The following is a 15630-nucleotide window of genomic DNA, read 5'->3' as shown; positions in this document are numbered from 1 at the left end:
GCCGTGCTTCAAAAAGGTTTTTTTGTCTTCAGAAGAATGACACGGAAGGAAACGGGAATAAGAGACAGAGGAATCAAAATTGAAGAATACCGTTGAAGCGGGAGGGAATCGTATGGTGGAAGTATGGAGTACGTTCACGATCATCATCGTCTACGGATTGCTTATCATGAATATCTTGGCTGTCCTGACGGTTATTTTTCTTGAGCGGCGCGATATTGGTGCGACATGGGCATGGGTATTCATCTTGTATTTCGTTCCGCTCGTTGGGTTTCTCGTCTATCTGTTTTTCGGAAGACTGTTGAAAAAAACGAATTTTTATCGTGTCACGGATGAAGAACAACTGGAACAGGATAGACGGATCGCCTTACAGAAAAAAGAACTTGTAACGATGGGACGGCACCCGATGATTCAAAAGCACCGGGATATGATTCGGATGAACCTGATGTCGAACGGTTCCCTGCTCAGTCTCTCGAATCAACTGCAGATTCTTTCGGATGGCGAGCAGAAGTTCAATCGGATGATTCAAGATATCCGCCAGGCAGAGCATGAAGTGAATATCCAATATTACATCATTCAGAAAGATCGTCTCGGGTTAGCGTTGATCGATACATTGACCGATTGTGCCCGTCGTGGGATCAAAGTACGTCTATTGTATGATGCTGTCGGATCACGAAGTCTCAAACGGACGGATTTTAAGGATTTACTAGCACACGGAGGAGAAGTGTTCGCCTTTTTCCCGTCGACGATTGGTTTCGTTAATTTTCGATTGAACAACCGGAATCACCGTAAATCCTGTATCATCGACGGTCGAATCGGCTACATTGGTGGGTTCAACGTTGGTACGGAATATCTCGGGATCGATGAAAAGTTCGGCTACTGGCGGGATACACATTTTCGCTTGGAAGGTGACGTCGTTCACGATCAACTCGACCGCTTCATTCTCGACTGGAACCAAGCAAGTGACGTCTATACGGAAAAATCTTTGTTTTACTATGGAACGCACAGGATTCAGGATATATTACCGATGCAAATCGTCACGTCGGGTCCGGATTCTCGTTCAGAGTATTTGAAGCTTGCCTTGATCAAGATGATCAACGAAGCAAAACGGACGATTTATATCCAATCGCCTTATTTCATTCCAGACACGAGTTATTTAGATGCATGTAAGGCAGCCCTTCTGTCCGGAGTGGAAGTCCGTATCATGATTCCGAACAAACCGGACCACCCATTCGTTTACTGGGCAACGACTGCTGCTGTAGGAGAGTTGTTATCGTACGGAGCTAAAGTCTACACGTATGAACCTGGATTTTTACATGCAAAGACGATCGTTGTTGATGGCGAGATTGCTTCGGTCGGGACGACGAATATCGATGCGCGAAGTTTTCGGTTGAACTTTGAAATGAACACGATCGTTTATGATCAGGCAGTAGCGATTGAACTAGAACGTCTTTTCCTCGCTGATTGTGAGGTATCAAAGCTCATGACGGTCGAGTCGTATGCCGCGCGTTCAAGAACGATTAAATTCAAGGAAAGTATTTCGCGTTTGTTGTCACCGATTTTGTAAACCGCGTTTACGACCAGGCAAAATGTGAAAAATGGTATAGTGGTATGGAAATAGAAAAAGAGGAGAGTGAAGACGATGGCAAATCCAATCAAACTACTCGTATCAGACATGGATGGAACCGTTCTTTCAGGTAAACAAAGAATTGAACCGGAGACGATTCAGGCAATTGAAGCGGCACGCGAACAAGGTGTCGAATTTGCAATCGCGACAGGACGTAACTACTTAAATGCAAAAGAATTAACAGATGCAGCAGGAATCCACTGTCCGATCATTGCTTCAAACGGGGCACGTGTGATGACCGTAGATGGAGAAGAGTTAAGTGCGACGACGTTGACGACGGAACAAGCACAGCAAATTTACGGTATCATCAGTCAATATGAAGTTTTCTTCGAGATGTTCTGTGATCGAGGACTCGTGACAGCACAAGGAGCGACGATCGACGCAGCCTATGATTCTCTAAAAGAGTTGAGTGAAGAAAGTGATCGGGCTAAACAAGTGCTTGATTTCTTCCACGATCGTTATTATGTCCACGAAGACGTCAAGATGATTGATGGATTCCGGTCGTATATCCGTAACCAAGCGGGACAAGTATTTAAATTCATCTCATTCTCGTTTGATCAAGAATTAATGAAAAAAATCTGGCAGGAAATCGAGCAGAAGGTCGACGGTGTCTATGTCACGTCGTCAGGACACGATAACATCGAAGTCATGGCAGTCGGTGCCGATAAAGGAACGGCAGTTAAAATCCTCGCTGACCACCTCGGTGTGCCAATCGAACAGGTTGCTGTCATCGGTGATAACCTGAATGATCTTCCAATGTTCAAAGTTGCCGGCAAGGCGATCGCGATGGGGAATGGTCATGATGAGGCAAAAGCGATTGCCCATCACGTGACGAAATCAAATGACGAGCACGGCGTCGGATATGCGATTCAGCAGTTGGCGTCCCGCGCTTGGTAAGGGGGACGTTTCATGTTTAAGGCATTCAAGGAGTTTGCCTTTCGGGGGAATGTGATCGACTTAGCGGTCGGAGTTATTCTTGGTGCTGCGTTTAGTGGGATCATCAAATCCCTCGTCGACAGCGTCTTCATGCCACTGATCGGTATCATCATCGGGGGCATTGATGTTAAAGGATTGTCAGTCATGGTCGGAAATGCAGAGTTGCAGTACGGTCAATTTCTTCAAGCGAGCATCGAATTCTTGTTGATCGCCTTTGCGCTGTTTATCTTCGTCAAAGGCATCACTTCATTCCGAAAGAAGGAAGAGGTCGTCGAAGAAGAAGCGGTACCAACGACAGAAGAAAAATTATTGACAGAAATCAGAGATGCCTTGATTCATCAAAATGAGTCATCGACGAAAAACTGACGGATACAACAAAGGCTGACTCAAAAGTCAGCCTCTACAAAGATAAAGGTGGCAGAATAAAAATCTGCCACCTTTATCTCGTAACAAAAAGAATGGCGCGTCACACGCCACTCCTACAGGAAAAAGCGCATTATGCGCTGTCAGAGACAAACAAGACCCGCTTTCCTTCTTGAATGAAGCAGGAAAACTGGCTTGTGTCTTGCCTGAGGAAAGGGCGTGAAAAGACACGTCATTCTTTTTTTGAGTCAGGTCCATTCTGAATCATAAAATTTCGAGTAACGCATTTTCAGAGCAGACTTGTAACGAAAGCTGTTTTTTCATTCCTTGATCAAATGAAATTTCCAGCACATCGTCAACCAGGTGCAAGACAGTTCCGGGACCAAATGCTGTATGCGAGACACGCATGTTCTCAGTGATCGGAAGTGGAGGAACGCTAGCTCGCGCTGTAACAGCAGTTCGCTTGCGCTCTACTTTTCGTTTTGCAGCATCAGGCGTGACGAGGCGATGGACGTCTTCGACGAATGGTGAGACATCAAATGATTTCGATTTAAAACGATAGGACAGGAGATGTAGTTCGTGTCGCGCCCGTGTCATGCCGACGTAAAACAAACGTGCAGCTTCTTCCATATCATCGAGTTGTCCATTCTTGTACGCCTTGATCGTATCAGCTGATGGAAGAATCCCAGAAACGAGATCAATCATGAAGACGCGATCGAATTCAAGTCCCTTCGCACTGTGAAAGGTCGAAAGGGTGACCGCATTTTGATTTTTATTTTGTTTCGCATCACGCATCAATTGTTCGAGATGCGTGATCCGTTCACGAAAGGCGAGTAGTGTCGGTACATCACTTGCGATGTTATCGATCGTATTCAATGTTTCAAGCAGGTGATCGAGACTAAAACCGAGACTCTCACTCATTTTTCGCAAATTCTTTTCGTAACCCAGTTCATGACGAATCAGAGAGAGGGCGGCAGAGGGGCGAACGGTTTGGATGGAAGCGAATGTGCGCTTCATTTGTTGAAGTTGTTTCTTTTGATAAAACTTCATCTCGATTTTGTTTATGAGTAGATCAAATACAGATTCACCCGTACCGAACTGTTGCAATTGAGAAAGTTGCGCTTTTGAGATATACCCGGCGAATTTCGTATGAATAGTTGCTAGCACATCGATATCTGTCGGATCTTGTGCGAATGTCATGAAGTTTAAGATATCCTTCAAAATCCAATGACTGAAGAATTTATGATCGACATCCTTAATATAAAACGGAATATTTGCTTGATCCAAAGCATTCATCACATTGATCGATGAGGCATTGTTGCGATATAAGATGGCTACTTCGCGGTAATTCGTCTCTGTCCGTAGTTGATTCAACAGATAGCGGGTCTGATCCTCGTAAGTTGGTAACGTCTCTAAGATAATCGGACGAACAGCAGCGTTCTCCGTGAACATCTGTTTCGGATAACGTGCTTTATTGCGCTGAATGAATTGGTTTGCGACGGATACGATGTCTTGAGACGAACGATAATTTTGTTCCATGTAAAGAATCGTCGCATTCGGATACGTATCTTTGAAGTGCAAAATTTTAGAGGCATCCGCGCCACGCCAACTGTATAGCGTCTGATCATCATCTGCAACGACACAAAGACGGTTATGCGGTAAGGCTAACTTCTCGACCAATTGATGCTGGACGAGCGACGTATCCTGACTTTCATCCGTTAGGATATAGTCGAAGCGTCGCTGATAATGTTGCAACAGACGACGGTCTTGCTCCAAAATCGTATTCGCATACGTCAACATATCATCAAAGTCGAGTAACGGATGTAAGGGATCACGCGACTTGAATTGTTCATATGCCACATAGATATCAGGGAAATGTTTGATCGTCGTCGGTACTGCCTTGATCTCCTTTAAAGAAAGAAGACGGTTCTTGACGAAGGAAATCATCCGCAATAACTCATCCATCTGGTCGTCTGTAATGACACTCCGATTAATTTCCTGGAAAATACGCCGGAGTAACATGCGTTTATGTGGCACATTCGGATGTTGTTGATCCATTGGTCCCTCAATGATCGTATAGGAGAGACGTTGCTGGGATGTATGATCCCGAACGACTTGAAAAGCAAAGCTATGAATCGTCGAGAATGCCGCTGTCGTTCCAATTAATTCGTGAAATAGATGATAAAAACGATCCGCCATCTCGCGAGCTGCTGCCTTACTGAAGGTCAGCCCTAAAATACGATGTGGTTCAATCTTTTTTTGTAAAATCAAATAGGCAATCTTAAAATTAAGCGTCGTTGTTTTTCCAGAGCCGGGTGAGGCGAGTAACAGCAACGGACCATGGTCATGTTCGATTGCCTGTTGTTGGACAGGATTCAGTTGAATGCCGGTCAATCGCTCCACCTGTTCGAAAAAATCTTCATGCATGATACAGTTCACCTCGAGCGTATTTATTTCGCGTCCAATAATCGAACTTTCCCTAGTGTATCATTTTTAGTGTCAGGATTGGATTACGGAAAGAAGAACCGTGGAATAAAGAGACAAGAGCCTATTGGATGTTATGTAAGACGAGTACCCTGAATGACTAGGCAAATGGACACAAAAACATTAAAATGGGAATAGATGTAAGAGAGTACTCTCTTGTCCTGTACAAAGAGGGAAGGCGGAATGAGAATGTCTGTAGTGAAATTACACATGTATACGAATGAACATTATGAACAATGTGATGCGTTCATTCTTCCGGAAGAACAAGTCCAGTTTACTTCTTTTCCGACGGATGTCGTCACAGATGCGGTTGCCCATCCAGATAAATTCCCGGTTGTCATCAAAAAAGACGATTTAGTCGTCGGATTTTTTATTCTTCATCTTAATCCCCCTAAAACACATCGAACACATGAACAAAGTGTCCTATTACGTGCCTTTTCCATTGATGCACGCCATCAGCACCAAGGATATGCGAAAGAGGCAATGATGCAGTTGCCAGAGTTCGTGCATCATCATTTTCCAGAAGTCACAGCGATCACACTAGCGGTCAATAAAAAGAATATTGCTGCAAAATCACTGTATTTCAAAACGGGATACGTTGATACGTTACAGTCCGTCATGGGTCCAATTGGGGAGCAGCACATCCTTGCATTTGATCTAGAAAAAGAATCACGATTGAAGCATTGAAGCAAAAAAGCATTTTCCTGATTCTATTCAGGAAAATGCTTTTTTATTTAAGATAAATCGTAGAGTGATAAATGCGCACCTGCTTCACCAGAGAAGACAATACCTCGACTGGATGTTTTCGGGAAAATCCGTCCAGATGCAACGGCTTCTCCGTCATTTAGAAAAAGTTCAAACGAAGAACGATCCACGAACAGACGTAATGTATGCAAGTCCTTCGCAAGAATCGTCGATCGCGAAGTGCCGAATGATTCAGCAGGTACTTCTGCACCTGATCGGCTTCGATCGATCGTAAATTGACGTGATACAGCATCGTAATGGAATACGGTTTCTTCAGTGGCGTCTTGACGAATCGAGAAGCGGAACGAGTCCGACGACAGTTTTAAGTCTGTCATCACGAGCTCGAAAATCTCGGCTTCCGCAATTGTCACGTCTTGTTCGAAAAGAATCGTTTCGTCAAACAGCGTCTCTTTTCGTAGCTGTGTCAGTTCACGGACAGGTCGTTGACGAAGTCGTCCCTGTTCGATCGTTAATTCACGTGGCAATGTTAAAGCATGTGCCCAGTTATAGATGTCAGAAGGATAACTGATATCCGGTAACCCCATCCAACCAACAAGAATCCGTCGACCATCTGCCGCCTCAGTTGTTTGTGGCGCGTAGAAGTCAAATCCGAAATCGAGTTCTTGGAACGATTCGTGTGTGAATGTTAAGTCGGGTAAAGCTAACGGTTCGCCGATGAAATAACCGGACTGGAAAATATTTTGATAGTTCGGACCATCTGGTTCAATCCCTTGAGGGCTAAAGAGGAGGATCCCTTTTCCATCCAGCTCGAAATAATCAGGACATTCCCACATATAACCGAATGTCGAGTAATTCGTCTGTAACTCACCGAGGAATGTCCAGTGCTCTGCATCTTGAGACTGATAGATGACAGTACAACCCGTCAAGTCACTACGCTGTGCACCAATGATGCAGTACCAAATGCCCGATGCATCTTGGAAGACTTTCGGATCACGGAAATGTTCCGTATATCCTTCAGGAACGTTTGGAATAGCAGGTGGTAAATGTTTTTCGATTCGTCCATCCGAGCGGAGATGACCGACGATTTGGCTCGTATGGCGATTCCAATCCGCATCCCGTTTATTACCGGTGTACATGATGTGCACTTGATCATCTTTAATGAAGCCACTACCGGAATAAGCACCGTGTGAATCAGGATCGTCATTTGGGATCAAGGCAGCTCCTTCATCGAACCAATGTACAAGATCTTTTGATGTCATGTGATACCAGTACTTCAGCCCGTGTACGGGTCCGAGTGGAAACCATTGATAAAACAAATGATAGAGACCGTCATGATAGACGAAGCCGTTCGGATCATTCAAAAGTCCGGTCGGAGGTTGAATATGGTAAGAAAATCGCCAAGGAGATGTTCGAACTTCTTCCTTCATCGCTTGGTAGACGCTCGGATCGACATCCGAGAGGGGACGGTATCGTGCTTCACGTGTCCATTGATTCATGTTGACAGCTCCTCGTTGAAAAATTATACGCTTCTCTCGTTCACCTTACGGAGGAGAGCTGCGCTTGTCAATCCTCCGTCCTGAATGGTCAATGAACGGACATACATCCTCTGCCATTTTGCTTCGAACGATAGAGCGCTAAATCAGCGCGATGCATGACTTGTTCGAGTGATTCTCCTGTCACCTGTTCGGCGACTCCGATACTCATACCGATGTGGACGGTTTGTTCTTCTAAGTGATACGGCATCGAGACGTGAGCGATCCATTGTTCACCTAAGTATCGTGCTTCTGTTAAGGATTGAGTCGTCAAGACGATGATGAACTCATCGCCGCCCAGACGAGCTACGAATCCACCAGGTGGAAGCAACTGTTCGAGACGTTGACTGACCTCGATCAGCAGGAGATCACCTAGCGCGTGACCATACGTATCATTGACTGCTTTAAAGCCGTCTAAATCAAGGCAAAGATAGATAGAATGCGTTTCTGCAGGCAATTGTTCGATGTATTGAGCGAGACCGTTGCGGTTCGCGAGACCCGTCAGGCTATCGCGTTGTGACAAGCGTTCAAACGTTAATTTCTCTTGTTCGGTATGTAGCAAGCGATGAATCAGTCGTTGTAAGGCATCCGTCAGTGTCTCGATTTCTCGGATTCCACGATGATTCGGGAGTGATTTTGAGGGATCATCCTGCATCTGTTGGGCGGCATATGTGATTTTTAATAATGGTCGTGTCAATAACTTCGCTAACATCCATCCGAGTACCGCTGTGATGAAAGAGGCAATCAATCCGGCGATAAAAATCGTTTGACGTAAAGCGTCGGCATCAGCGAAGGCAATCGAAGTCGGTTGACGCACGAGAACCGTCCAACCTAATCCATCGTAATCCTTGTAACCTCGGCTTGTACTTTGACCAGAGACGAATTCTTTCCCTTGCCAAGAAGCGGTCGCAGAAGCATTCGAAGTCAGCGTTACGCTATCAGGTAATGTTTTACCGCTCCATCCGTTCGGTCCAAGCAAAATCGTCTTTCGATCTTGACTAATGATGAAGACATCGACTTGTTGGAGAGAGGACGTGGCGCTCTGAAAACTTTGTTCGATCGCTTTTGCCCATTCGAAGCTGAGATGTGTCGCAAGGACACCAGAAAATCGCCCCTTATCGTACAAAGGTGTACTAATATCGACGAATTGTAACGGTTCACCGCTTGGGTTTGGCAATAATTTTGCGAGTAGAACAGCTTCATGGACATCCCCGATGAATGGTTGTGATAAGGCTTGTTGGAAGACGGGACGTTCCTTGATCGATGTTCCTTCAAGAATCTGATTCGTTGACGCAACGACTTTGCCTTTCGCATCTAAGCGACCAATCCAAGAAAAGTCAGGAATCTGTCGTTGTAACTCTTCGAGTGTCTGCCGTGTTTCTGCTTTTTGTTCTGTTTGTTGAATCGTTGATAAAGAACCCAGCAATTTTACTTCGGCATAACGTGACCACATGTAATGATCAAGCTTATCAGACAGTTGGTGAGCAGTCGTTGACAGATTCATCCCGACTTCCGATTGGAGTCGGTTTGTTGCATGTTGACTAATGAAAAAAGTTAATCCGAGCGTCATGCTAAAAAATAGCAGGGAAATCAATCCCGCTAACAAAACATCAAAGCGAAGTGAGAGTCTGAACATTGTGAGATACTCCATTCATGCGTTTTCATTTTTTTTTACTTACATCATACACGTAGACGTCTACCTGTTGTTCGCGGTTCGAGATACTCGTTCGTACATATCGAAATTCGTGTTTTTCCCAAAAACGACGGGCTCTTAAATTATCGGGTAAGACCGCGAGATGAATGTGAGGTTCCTGACTTAGAAACTGATCACAAAAAGCAGATAGTAACCGACTGCTAGTTCCCGTACCGTGCTGAGAAGCATCCAGTAAAAATAGACCGATCCAAGGTGTACCGTCTTTTGGATGCTTCGGTAGGTAATCAATCAGTAAGACGGGTTCTCCGTCTACATACCCAATCAGCGATACGGTATCGGGATTTAAAAACTCTTCCTGTAAGGTCGAATCAGAGAGCGGAAGCACTCGTTCTTCTAAGAGCGCATATGCAGGAACGCTCGCGTACAACGATTGGATGATCGGAAAGTGATCATGTGTTACTTGTTCAAAGCGAATCATCTAGCGACTCCATTCTTTATTTTTAATATAAAATTTCTGTTGTTACGCCTTTTTAATTGGAATCAGATTACATATTTGTAAGAAATGAAACTTATCCTTTAAAATCACGTACACTAATAGCATAGACAAAATATGAATGAGGAGGAAGAGCAGATGTTAAAGATTGAAAATATCTCAAAGCGTCTCGGAAAAGAGCAAATTTTAAAAGACGTCAGTTTTGAGGTATCCCCAGGAGAAGTGTTCGGCTTCCTCGGACCGAATGGAGCAGGGAAGACGACGACGATTCGGATCATCACGGGACTACTCGAGCAGGATGCAGGGAAAGTCACAGTCAATGGATTTGATGTCGTAGAAGAGCGTTCGAAAGCGCTGACGCAAATCGGAGCAATCGTTGAAAATCCAGCGTTTTATCCTTATCTGACAGGAAAACAAAACTTAGTTCATGCAAAAAATCTCATTCCGGGACTCGGTCAAGTGGATTATGATGCACTAGCACGACTCGTTGGTCTTGAAGGAAAGCTTTCAAAAAAAGTCGGAGAGTACTCACTCGGAATGAAGCAACGACTCGGAATTGCTCGTGCCTTGCTACATAACCCGCGCGTCTTGATTTTAGATGAACCGACGAATGGTCTGGATCCATCCGGAATTGCAGAGCTTCGTGAATATTTACGCCAAATGGCGCGTGAGCAAGATATCGCGATTTTAATTTCAAGCCATATGTTGAGTGAGATGGAACAAATCAGTGATCGTTATGCGATCATCGATCAGGGTGTCATCAAGTCGGTCGAGTCCGTTCGTAATGAAACTGGAGCGAAAATCGCTCTTCGTGTCAATGCAGAAGCGATGACAGAGGTACTCGATGCCCTTCGCGTCGCGAACTACCCATCAGAAGTACTCGAGAATAAAATTATTATCACCGCACCGGAAAGTGAATGTCCAGCTATCGCTCGACTCGTCGTGCCGATTGCCGATTTACATGAACTGACCGTTAAACGTTTGACGCTTGAGGAACAATTCCTGCAAGTAACGAAAAAAGAGGGGGATTCACATGCTTTCGCTCATACAAAATGAATGGATGAAATGGTGGACGACTAAAAAAGCGAAAATCGTTTTAGCACTATATGTCGTTATTGCAGTTGGTATTATCATCGTTGCAAAGACGAATGATTTTGAGTTCACACGTTATGATTATTATTCATCAACGTTCCTTTTACTGACATCTCTATTAGGAATCATCACGATTGTCTTCACGGCAGAAGCCATCGGGAATGAAGTACGTTATGACACGATGAAACACTTATTAATGAGTCCGTATTCCCGAATGACGATTTATTTCTCGAAACTTATCTTTTCGATCTTGATCATGTTGTTCCAATTCGTGTTCATCGCTGCGATCGTCTACGCAGGCTCATTTGCGTTTTCAGAGGCAGGAGATCCAATTCTGTTCCGCGATACGATCGTCGAAGTTGTCAGTCCGATTTTTACAATATTCATGACGTTATTCTTCTCATTGTTGTTCCGTTCTGTTGGAATGATTATCGGCTTCACCGTACTAGCACAGTTCTTTACGAGCATTGCGGGTAACTTACTGGTTGGTTTCAAACCAGCAATCGCTAAGTGGATCGTATTCATGCATTTAGACTGGTCAATGTATTTCAAGGATTCTATGACCTATGGTACGAGTGAAGCGATGGGAACAACTTTGACGTTCTCCGCCTTGTTCGTATTGGCTCATATCATCGTCTTGTTAGGTGCATCGATTCTTGTCTTCCAAAGAAAATCATATACGTAAATGAAAGAGCTGCTATTGATAGATGAATTTGTCTATCAATAGCAGCTCTTTTACAGTATTCAAGAACTTGTCCGTTTAGGTGGACGTGCTGTAATCGGGAACAATCGCTGAAACCATTCGATCAGTGGACCGTTCAATAAGAGAAAAATGAAAGTTCCGACTCCGATGCCGATCAGTTCGCGTTCAATCAGTGAAAAGAGACAAGCAATCAAAAAAGGAATGCCGAGGCTGATCGTTGCCCCGAGCGAGGTACTTTTAAAGCGACTGATCAGTGACTTCATCAAGTAATCCGGTGGCATCAATACGAATCCGATTTGTAGATAGAGAGCGAGTCCAAGTGAAATCAATGGCATGCCGATCAACATGTACACAACGCGCATCCAAAGTCCCTGTGGTGTATAAATCAATTGATGGATCGATAAGAAGAAATCAATCGCAGCGCCGAACAGGACGACGAGTGCGAAACTGAGGACGATCGTCCACCAACTAAATCGACTCCCAAGAGAGAGTGCCGCAATCAAAGCGAGCACATGTAAGACGATGATCGCTAGTCCGACAGTTAAAGGGGAGATGGCCGCAACGGCTTCACTCGCTGATGTCCAAGGTGCACTCCCGATCGAGGCGGTCACCATGAAGCTGTTTCCTAAGGCGTTAATTAAAATAGAGAATAAATAGATGACAATCCGTTTTTGCTGACTCATTGACGTGCACAGACGGTAGGACTGCGCGTTCACCTCCTGAAAAGAAATCGTTTCGTTAAGCTATACCCTAATCGTAGCGCTCTTTTCACTTATTTTCATGAAAAGAGCATTGCCTATTCCTTATGTTTCACGACATACTTAGGACACATTACGAATCAGGGGGAGAACATATGACATATTTTGGACAGAAGATCCTGCCTTCCGTTAGAAAATTAGAAGACTTTGAAAAGATGCTGAAGAGTCCATATGAATATGGGGTCTTACTCGAAATGCATGTATCGCGTTTAAAAGCGGTCTATGAGATGGCGCATCGTTACGACAAAAAAATGTTTTTGCACATGGATCTCGTTCAAGGGTTAAAAAATGATGAATATGCCACAGAATACGTCTGCCAAGAATTGAAGCCGTATGGTGTCATTTCGACGAAGGCGAGCGTCATCTTGAAAGCACGTCAAAAAAAGGTCAAGACGATGCAACGCATGTTCTTACTTGATTCCAGTTCACTCGAAAAAAGTTATCAACTCATGGAACGGACGCAACCTGATTACATCGAAGTGTTACCAGGGTTAATGCCAAAGTACATTCAAGAAGTGAAAGAAAAGACAGGGCGTCTCGTATTCGCCGGTGGACTCATCGATACGGTCGAGGAAGTGGAACAAGCGATTGAAGCAGGTGCCTCAAGTATCACAACATCGAATAAGGACTTGTGGCGTCATTTTGAACCACGCTCTTAAGTTGATTGTGAGGAAAATCATTCGGATTATTTGACAGCGTTTTCACTGATTGTTATAGTGATATCAAGTTGATACAAAGTGACGGAGAAAAGGGAGATTCACGTGTGAGTCCTGCTTGAAGAACATTCAAGTATGAACTGACGTGGATCTCCTTTTTATGTTGCTTTTTTCACATAACCAAAAGGAGGAACACATATGTCACCCATTTTAGCGGAATTTTTAGGCACAGCTTTGCTTGTCGCGCTTGGGAACGGTGTTGGTGCAGGCGTTAGTTTGACGAAATCGTTTGCGAAGGATGCAGGTTGGATTGTCATCACGTTTGCATGGGGTTTTGCCGTGGCGATTGCAGCGTATGCCGTCGGTCAATTCAGTGGAGCACACCTTAACCCAGCAGTAACGCTTGGTTTAGCCTTTGACGGTTCATTTGCATGGGCAGACGTACCAGGCTATATCGTCGCTCAAATTGCCGGCGGGATACTTGGTGCAAGTCTTGTTTTCGTCCATTACTTACCACACTGGGCGGAGACGAAAGACCCAGCAACGAAACTCGGCGTCTTTGCGACGTCACCAGCGATTCCACATACATTTGCCAATCTAATGAGTGAAATGATCGCGACATTCTTGCTTGTCATTGGGTTGTTATCAATCGGAGCAAATAAGTTCTCAGATGGTCTAAATCCATTGATCGTCGGTTTCTTGATCGTCAGCCTCGGTATGTCATTCGGAGGAACGACAGGATATGCGATGAATCCGGCGCGGGACCTTGGTCCACGTATCGCCCACTTCATCCTACCGATTCATGGAAAAGGATCATCGAACTGGGGGTACTCTTGGATTCCGGTTCTCGGACCAGTTCTCGGTGGAAGTCTTGGCGGATTGTTTTATCGTTCGGTCTTCACAGGGAAAGATACACCGGCTTTTTGGATTGTAGGACTTGTGACAATCGTCATATTAGGCTTATGCTATAGATTCGGTGTTCGTCCGAACAAAACAACGTCAGTGGAGTCAAAGTCAGCTTAACTTATTTAGATACAAAAGGATGGGGAAGAGATGGAGAACTACATTTTGTCATTGGATCAGGGAACGACGAGTACACGTGCGATCCTGTTTAATCGTGCCGGCGAGATCGTCCATTCAGCACAACAGGAATTCACGCAGTATTTTCCGAAACCAGGTTGGGTCGAACACAACGCAAACGAGATTTGGGGAAGTGTCCTTGCTGTCGTGGCGACTTGTCTGACGGAGGCGAACGTAAAGCCGTCGCAGATTGCTGGTATTGGAATCACGAACCAACGTGAAACAGCTGTCGTCTGGGAAAAAGAAACAGGGAAACCGATTCACAATGCAGTCGTGTGGCAATCGAGACAAACGGCTGAAATCTGTGAAGCGCTTCGAGCAGCCGGTCATGCCGAGCTCTTCCGTGAGAAGACAGGTCTATTGATTGACGCTTATTTCTCTGGTACGAAAGTCAAATGGATTTTAGATCATGTCGAAGGAGCACGGGAACGTGCTGAACGTGGTGAACTGTTGTTCGGTACGATCGATACGTGGCTCATCTGGAAATTATCCGGCGGAAAAGCACATGTGACCGACTATTCGAATGCAAGTCGTACGTTGATGTATAACATTCATGAATTAAAATGGGATGACGAGTTACTCGACATCTTAGATGTCCCGAAAGCGATGCTTCCAGAAGTACGACCATCTTCTGAAGTGTACGCAGAGACAGCAGGGTATCACTTCTTCGGAGAATCAGTTCCGATTGCTGGAGCAGCGGGCGATCAGCAAGCCGCATTGTTTGGTCAAGCGTGTTTTGATACAGGAATGGCGAAGAACACATACGGTACAGGCTGCTTCATGTTGATGAACACAGGGGAAGAGGCTGTTAAATCAGATCACGGATTGCTGACGACGATCGCGTGGGGCGTCGATGGAAAAGTGGAGTATGCTTTAGAAGGAAGTATCTTCGTCGCAGGATCTGCGATTCAATGGTTACGTGACGGATTACGTCTCATTGATGATGCCAAAGAATCAGAAGGATACGCAACACGCGTCACGTCTTCAGACGGTGTCTACGTCGTACCAGCATTCGTTGGTCTTGGTACACCTTACTGGGATTCAGACGTTCGTGGTGCCGTCTTCGGTTTGACACGTGGTACGGAAAAAGAACACTTCATCCGCGCGACACTTGAATCACTCGCTTATCAGACACGCGACGTCCTATCTGCGATGGAGCAAGATTCAGGCATCGAGATGAAAACGCTCCGTGTTGATGGTGGAGCAGTTAAAAACGACTTCTTGATGCAGTTCCAAGGTGATATCATCCAAGCACCAGTTGAGCGTCCGGAAATCAATGAAACGACGGCATTAGGTGCAGCGTACCTCGCAGGTCTTGCTGTTGGATTCTTTGAGAACCGTGAACAAATTGCGACGCAATGGAAAAAAGAACGTCGCTTCGAGCCGAGCATGGCAAAAGAAGAGACGGATGCGCTCTACGGTGGATGGCAAAAAGCTGTTCAAGCTACGATGTTGTTCAAATGATGTGACGTATGTTATAGTAAGGTCAAGTTAATAAATCGGTCGGAGAATATGGAGAGACCACAGCAGCAGTTGACATAGTCAGCGTG

14 protein-coding genes are annotated in these 15630 nt (G+C 45.0%); 9 read left to right on the top strand and 5 right to left on the bottom strand.

Features of this window, described 5'->3' with window-relative positions; genetic code table 11:
• Positions 1–112 precede the first annotated feature (112 nt).
• The 3 genes from cls to mscL all read left to right on the top strand — a co-directional run bounded on the left by cls (position 113) and on the right by mscL (position 2926).
• Complete coding sequence (cls, locus tag EXG77_RS12505; RefSeq protein ID WP_035398470.1) at positions 113–1564, top strand: cardiolipin synthase; 1452 nt, start codon at positions 113–115, stop codon at positions 1562–1564.
• Between the two features lie 75 nt (positions 1565–1639).
• Positions 1640–2521 carry a Cof-type HAD-IIB family hydrolase gene (locus EXG77_RS12500; RefSeq protein WP_023467358.1) on the top strand — a complete coding sequence of 294 codons (882 nt, stop codon included), beginning with the start codon at positions 1640–1642 and terminating at the stop codon, positions 2519–2521.
• A 12-nt stretch (positions 2522–2533) separates the two neighbouring features.
• A complete protein-coding gene (gene mscL / locus EXG77_RS12495; protein ID WP_023467359.1) occupies positions 2534–2926 on the top strand; it encodes a large-conductance mechanosensitive channel protein MscL in 393 nt (130 codons plus the stop codon).
• A gap of 261 nt (positions 2927–3187) precedes the next feature.
• Here mscL and EXG77_RS12490 read toward each other — a convergent pair whose 3' ends face one another.
• Positions 3188–5350 carry an ATP-dependent helicase gene (locus EXG77_RS12490; RefSeq protein WP_035398468.1) on the bottom strand — a complete coding sequence of 721 codons (2163 nt, stop codon included), beginning with the start codon at positions 5348–5350 and terminating at the stop codon, positions 3188–3190.
• Positions 5351–5596: 246 nt separating this feature from the next.
• Here EXG77_RS12490 and EXG77_RS12485 point away from each other — a divergent pair, with 246 nt between their 5' ends.
• Positions 5597–6094: a GNAT family N-acetyltransferase gene (locus tag EXG77_RS12485; protein WP_035398466.1), complete on the top strand. Its 498-nt coding sequence runs from the start codon at positions 5597–5599 to the stop codon at positions 6092–6094.
• 47 nt (positions 6095–6141) lie between these two features.
• Here EXG77_RS12485 and EXG77_RS12480 read toward each other — a convergent pair whose 3' ends face one another.
• From EXG77_RS12480 to EXG77_RS12470, 3 genes are all read right to left on the bottom strand, one after another.
• On the bottom strand, positions 6142–7608 hold the full coding sequence (locus EXG77_RS12480; protein ID WP_035398465.1) for a sucrose-6-phosphate hydrolase: 1467 nt from the start codon (positions 7606–7608) through the stop codon (positions 6142–6144).
• 88 nt (positions 7609–7696) lie between these two features.
• Positions 7697–9280 (bottom strand): diguanylate cyclase domain-containing protein, encoded by a 1584-nt coding sequence (locus EXG77_RS12475; RefSeq protein ID WP_023467365.1) that lies wholly within the window; start codon positions 9278–9280, stop codon positions 7697–7699.
• Between the two features lie 25 nt (positions 9281–9305).
• Complete coding sequence (locus EXG77_RS12470; RefSeq protein WP_023467366.1) at positions 9306–9776, bottom strand: GNAT family N-acetyltransferase; 471 nt, start codon at positions 9774–9776, stop codon at positions 9306–9308.
• Positions 9777–9929: 153 nt separating this feature from the next.
• Here EXG77_RS12470 and EXG77_RS12465 point away from each other — a divergent pair, with 153 nt between their 5' ends.
• Both EXG77_RS12465 and EXG77_RS12460 read left to right on the top strand, forming a co-directional pair.
• Entirely contained in the window at positions 9930–10847 is a 918-nt protein-coding gene (locus EXG77_RS12465; RefSeq protein ID WP_023467367.1) for an ABC transporter ATP-binding protein, read from the top strand.
• Positions 10825–11568, top strand: a complete 744-nt coding sequence (locus EXG77_RS12460) for an ABC transporter permease (RefSeq protein WP_023467368.1) — start codon at positions 10825–10827, stop codon at positions 11566–11568. Before EXG77_RS12465 ends, EXG77_RS12460 begins: the two co-directional genes overlap by 23 nt.
• Positions 11569–11627: 59 nt before the next feature.
• Here EXG77_RS12460 and EXG77_RS12455 read toward each other — a convergent pair whose 3' ends face one another.
• The gene (locus EXG77_RS12455) at positions 11628–12269 is read right to left on the bottom strand and encodes a YitT family protein (RefSeq protein WP_023467369.1); all 642 of its coding nucleotides are present in this window, start codon (positions 12267–12269) and stop codon (positions 11628–11630) included.
• Positions 12270–12439: 170 nt separating this feature from the next.
• On the opposite strand from EXG77_RS12455, the gene EXG77_RS12450 reads away from it, so the two are divergent.
• The 3 genes from EXG77_RS12450 (at position 12440) to glpK (ending at position 15544) form a co-directional block, all read left to right on the top strand.
• Entirely contained in the window at positions 12440–13003 is a 564-nt protein-coding gene (locus EXG77_RS12450; RefSeq protein WP_023467370.1) for a glycerol-3-phosphate responsive antiterminator, read from the top strand.
• A gap of 195 nt (positions 13004–13198) precedes the next feature.
• Positions 13199–14023 carry an MIP/aquaporin family protein gene (locus EXG77_RS12445; RefSeq protein WP_023467371.1) on the top strand — a complete coding sequence of 275 codons (825 nt, stop codon included), beginning with the start codon at positions 13199–13201 and terminating at the stop codon, positions 14021–14023.
• A 30-nt stretch (positions 14024–14053) separates the two neighbouring features.
• Positions 14054–15544, top strand: a complete 1491-nt coding sequence (glpK, locus tag EXG77_RS12440; RefSeq protein WP_023467372.1) for a glycerol kinase GlpK — start codon at positions 14054–14056, stop codon at positions 15542–15544.
• The last annotated feature ends 86 nt before the right edge of the window (positions 15545–15630 follow it).

Source organism: Exiguobacterium sp. OS-77 (assembly GCF_000414195.2).
GTDB lineage: Bacteria > Bacillota > Bacilli > Exiguobacteriales > Exiguobacteriaceae > Exiguobacterium_A > Exiguobacterium_A indicum.
Note: the sequence above shows the minus strand (reverse complement) of the source record. Positions and strands in the feature narration are given on the sequence as shown.

Bases quoted from the DNA above. Each gene is read 5' to 3' on its own strand.
- cls (WP_035398470.1), top strand. From the start codon at position 113: ATGGTGGAAGTATGGAGTACGTTCACGATCATCATCGTCTACGGATTG.
- EXG77_RS12500 (WP_023467358.1), top strand. From the start codon at position 1,640: ATGGCAAATCCAATCAAACTACTCGTATCAGACATGGATGGAACCGTT.
- mscL (WP_023467359.1), top strand. From the start codon at position 2,534: ATGTTTAAGGCATTCAAGGAGTTTGCCTTTCGGGGGAATGTGATCGAC.
- EXG77_RS12490 (WP_035398468.1), bottom strand. From the start codon at position 5,350: ATGCATGAAGATTTTTTCGAACAGGTGGAGCGATTGACCGGCATTCAA.
- EXG77_RS12485 (WP_035398466.1), top strand. From the start codon at position 5,597: ATGTCTGTAGTGAAATTACACATGTATACGAATGAACATTATGAACAA.
- EXG77_RS12480 (WP_035398465.1), bottom strand. From the start codon at position 7,608: ATGAATCAATGGACACGTGAAGCACGATACCGTCCCCTCTCGGATGTC.
- EXG77_RS12475 (WP_023467365.1), bottom strand. From the start codon at position 9,280: ATGTTCAGACTCTCACTTCGCTTTGATGTTTTGTTAGCGGGATTGATT.
- EXG77_RS12470 (WP_023467366.1), bottom strand. From the start codon at position 9,776: ATGATTCGCTTTGAACAAGTAACACATGATCACTTTCCGATCATCCAA.
- EXG77_RS12465 (WP_023467367.1), top strand. From the start codon at position 9,930: ATGTTAAAGATTGAAAATATCTCAAAGCGTCTCGGAAAAGAGCAAATT.
- EXG77_RS12460 (WP_023467368.1), top strand. From the start codon at position 10,825: ATGCTTTCGCTCATACAAAATGAATGGATGAAATGGTGGACGACTAAA.
- EXG77_RS12455 (WP_023467369.1), bottom strand. From the start codon at position 12,269: ATGAGTCAGCAAAAACGGATTGTCATCTATTTATTCTCTATTTTAATT.
- EXG77_RS12450 (WP_023467370.1), top strand. From the start codon at position 12,440: ATGACATATTTTGGACAGAAGATCCTGCCTTCCGTTAGAAAATTAGAA.
- EXG77_RS12445 (WP_023467371.1), top strand. From the start codon at position 13,199: ATGTCACCCATTTTAGCGGAATTTTTAGGCACAGCTTTGCTTGTCGCG.
- glpK (WP_023467372.1), top strand. From the start codon at position 14,054: ATGGAGAACTACATTTTGTCATTGGATCAGGGAACGACGAGTACACGT.